General features: G+C 74.7%; 4 protein-coding genes. All 4 read right to left on the bottom strand.

Features of this window, described 5'->3' with window-relative positions:
• Positions 1-245, bottom strand: a 245-nt coding sequence (locus ACOJTC_RS21055; protein WP_420118168.1) for a ThiF family adenylyltransferase, incomplete at its 3' end; no start/stop codon positions are given.
• A 111-nt stretch (positions 246-356) separates the two neighbouring features.
• Positions 357-1,343 (bottom strand): DUF3152 domain-containing protein, encoded by a 987-nt coding sequence (locus ACOJTC_RS21050; protein ID WP_420118167.1) that lies wholly within the window; start codon positions 1,341-1,343, stop codon positions 357-359.
• 121 nt (positions 1,344-1,464) lie between these two features.
• On the bottom strand, positions 1,465-2,430 hold the full coding sequence (locus tag ACOJTC_RS21045; RefSeq protein WP_420118166.1) for a DUF3152 domain-containing protein: 966 nt from the start codon (positions 2,428-2,430) through the stop codon (positions 1,465-1,467).
• A gap of 83 nt (positions 2,431-2,513) precedes the next feature.
• On the bottom strand, positions 2,514-3,172 hold a 659-nt coding region (locus ACOJTC_RS21040), incomplete at its 5' end, for an alpha/beta fold hydrolase (RefSeq protein WP_420118165.1).

Here is a 3,172-nt window from a genome sequence, read left to right as displayed (position 1 = left end):
CGCTGCAGGTTGGACTCGTCGACGGTGTCGAAGTCGATGATGCCGAGCGTCCCGACCCCGGCGGCGGCCAGGTACATCAGGGCCGGCGAACCGAGGCCACCGGCACCCACGCAGAGCACCCGGGCGTTCTTCAACCGCTTCTGCCCCTCGACCCCCACATCGGGGATGATCAGGTGACGGGAGTAGCGACGGATCTCGTCAACGGTCAGCTCGGCGGCGGGTTCGACGAGCGGGGGCAACGACACGGTGGACTCCCCGGTGATCGGCTGATGGCGAACCGAGCCATTGTTGCTCGGACGACCACCCTTCGGCCATGAGCAGTGACACCCCGTCCGACATGCGGGAGCGGGAATATCTCAACTGCCGGGTACGAGATCGCCGGAGTAGAGCGAGCCGTCGACGTACGGCCAGGCGTTCGCCACGCAGCCGTCCAGCCCGTACGTCTGCTGCTGCATCACCGGCGCCGGCTCACCGTGGCCGGGGCAGGCCTGGTGTTCCTCGCCGAGTTCGTGCCCCACCTCGTGGTTCACCACGTACGTCCGGTAGACCGACAGGGGTGCGCCGTAGTCCGGCACCGCCTCCATCCAGCGGGCCAGGTTGATGACCACCCGACCGGGCAGTCGGCAGGAGGTGTAGCCCTCGGTGTCGAGCCCACCCTCGGCGCACATCCGCTCGGAGGTGGCGGGGGTGGCGAGATAGATGGTGAAGTCGGCGGCGGCGATCTCCGGCACCCGCTGCAGGCGCAGCTCGCCGGAGCGGATCCAACTGTTCGGGTCGCCGAGCGTGGCGTCGACGGCGGCGGCGAACGCGTCCACGTCCTGCCCGGTGTCCTGCTCCACCTCGATCCGGTAGCGGTGCAGCGGGCCGTCGAAGCCGTACACCTCGGAGCGGCCGTCGGCGGCGGTGAAGCGGCCGGGTCCGCTGCGCGGATAGGCGACGGTGGTCCGTTCCGCGCGTATCCCGTCGGGCAGCCGGCCACCGCCGGCCCCGTCGGCCACCCGGCCGGCGACCTGCTCGGGGCTGCTCGGGCCGCGCTCCGGTTGAAGGGTGACGAACCCGCCCACGCCGGCGCCGAGCAGGGCCAGGCCGAGCAGGACGGCCCGCCGTCGCCGACGGCGCATCCGGCGGCTGCGGCGCGGCCCGACGCCCGGCTCGCCGTGCCACCACGCCGAGCGCGGGCCGACGTGGCGCGGCCGGGCCCGGTACGGCTCGGCGTGACGCGGGTACGCCTCGGTGGGGCGCGGGTCGGCCCGGTACGGGTCGGTGTGGCGCGGGTCGGTGTGGCGCGGGTCGGGCCGGCCGGCGGCCGGCGGCTCCGGGCGCTCGGCGGACTCGGTGCTCACCCGGCCAGCATGGCAGACTAATCGGGCATAAATGCGCTATTGCCGCAAATTACAAGAACATGTTTCACTTCTCCGGTAACCGTCCGACAACCAGCGCCTGCCCGGACACACCACCGGGAACTCAGAGCGCCGGGCCGGCGTACCGGCGGCCGTCGCGGTACGGCCACGGGTTCGCCGTGCAGCCCCGCAGGAACAGCGACTGCTGCTGCATCACCGGCGCCGGCCGGCCCACCCCCGGGCACCCCTCGTGGCGGTGCCCCAACTGGTGGCCCACCTCGTGGTTCACCACGTACGTCCGGTAGACCGGCAGTGGCACCCCGGCCCGGACGAAGTGCGGCACCGACGTCCGCCACCGGTCCAGGTTGATGATGACCTTCCCGGGCGCGCGGCACGACGTGTACGGCACACCACCGACCCGGATGTCCACACCCCCGGCCCGGCACAGCCGCCCCGCCGTGCCGCGGGTCGCCAGCAGCACGGTGAAGTCGGACGGCGCGTTCCCCGGCACCCGGCGCAGCCGCAACCGGCCGCCGTCGACCCAGCTCCCCGGCCCGGCCAGGGCCGTCTGCACCTGGTCGGAGAAGTCCCGGACGTCCTCGCCGGAGCCGTCCTCCACGGCCACCCGGTAGCGCCGCAGGCCGCCCGAGCGGCCGAGCGTCGACCCGGCCCGGTCGTCGTAGCGGAAGGTGCCCCGGCCGGTCACCGGCACCGGACCGGACAGCGCCAACGGCGGCACGGTCGCCGCCGGGGCCACGGCACCGGCCGACGCCGACACCGGCGGGACCGACCCGACCCCGCCGGGCGCACCCACCGGCCCGGCCGCCACGACCGGCCCGCCAGCACCGAGGGATCCCCCGGCACCGAACGATCCGGGGGCACCGAACGCTCCGGCGAGACCGGGCGGTCCGGCGATGACACCGGACGCGCGTACGCCGGGGGGACCGGCCGGGCCCAGCGGGCGACCGGCGTTCTTCGGGCCGCCCGGCGTCACCGCCGGACCGGCGACCGGCCGACCGGCAGCCGGCGGCGGGGTGGCGACGGCCAGCCCGCCGGAGGTCACCACCAGCAGCAGGAGCACCAGCGCCATCGGCCGCCACCGGGCGGTGCCGGACGTCGGCCGCGGGAGCCGGATCGGACGCGGGCCACGGGAGGGGAGCGCAGACATCCGGGTCAGGATGCCACGCCGGGACGCCACCTTCCGTCATCGCCGGACCCCGGCGCGTCATCCCCGGGCAGGGTCGCGGGACGTTGCGGCGACGGGCCCGGGGTCGACTCGGCGAGCAGGTGCAACACGGCGCGGGCCACCGTACGCGGCACCTCCAACTGGGCCACGTGCCCGACGCCGGCCAGCATCATCAGCCGGCTGTCCGGGATGACCCGGGCGGTCTGCGGGGCCACCCGGACGTCCACCAGCCGGTCCTTCATCCCCCCGACCACCAGCGTGGGTGCGCCGATGCCGGCGGCGATCCGCCACAGCGACTCCGGCCCCGGCAGGTACGACCGCAGGAAACTGGCGACCAGCCCCCGGAACGTGCGGACGTACGCGGCGGCGTAGTGGGGTGCCTCGTAGCGGACCCGGATCTCCTCCAACGCCTCCTGCCGGCGCTGCTCGCTGATCCGGCTCAGGTCGGCCACGCACGCCTCCATCGCCTGCTGGGCCATCACCTCCGGGGCGAGCTGGGCCAGCCGCCAGGCGGCCAGCCGCTCCCCGCGCGGGATGGCCAGCAGCGGCAGCATCCGCCCCTGCAACGAGCGGCCGAAGTTCAGGAACGGCAGCGCCGGGGAGATCAGCGTCAGGGTACGCACCAGATCCGGCCGGCGACCGGCGA

Source organism: Micromonospora sp., assembly GCF_048594385.1.
GTDB lineage: Bacteria > Actinomycetota > Actinomycetes > Mycobacteriales > Micromonosporaceae > Micromonospora > Micromonospora wenchangensis.
Note: the sequence above shows the minus strand (reverse complement) of the source record. Positions and strands in the feature narration are given on the sequence as shown.

What these genes read in the sequence shown, in the direction of transcription:
- ACOJTC_RS21045 (WP_420118166.1), bottom strand. Translation starts at nt 2,430, where the DNA reads ATGGCGCTGGTGCTCCTGCTGCTGGTGGTGACCTCCGGCGGGCTGGCC.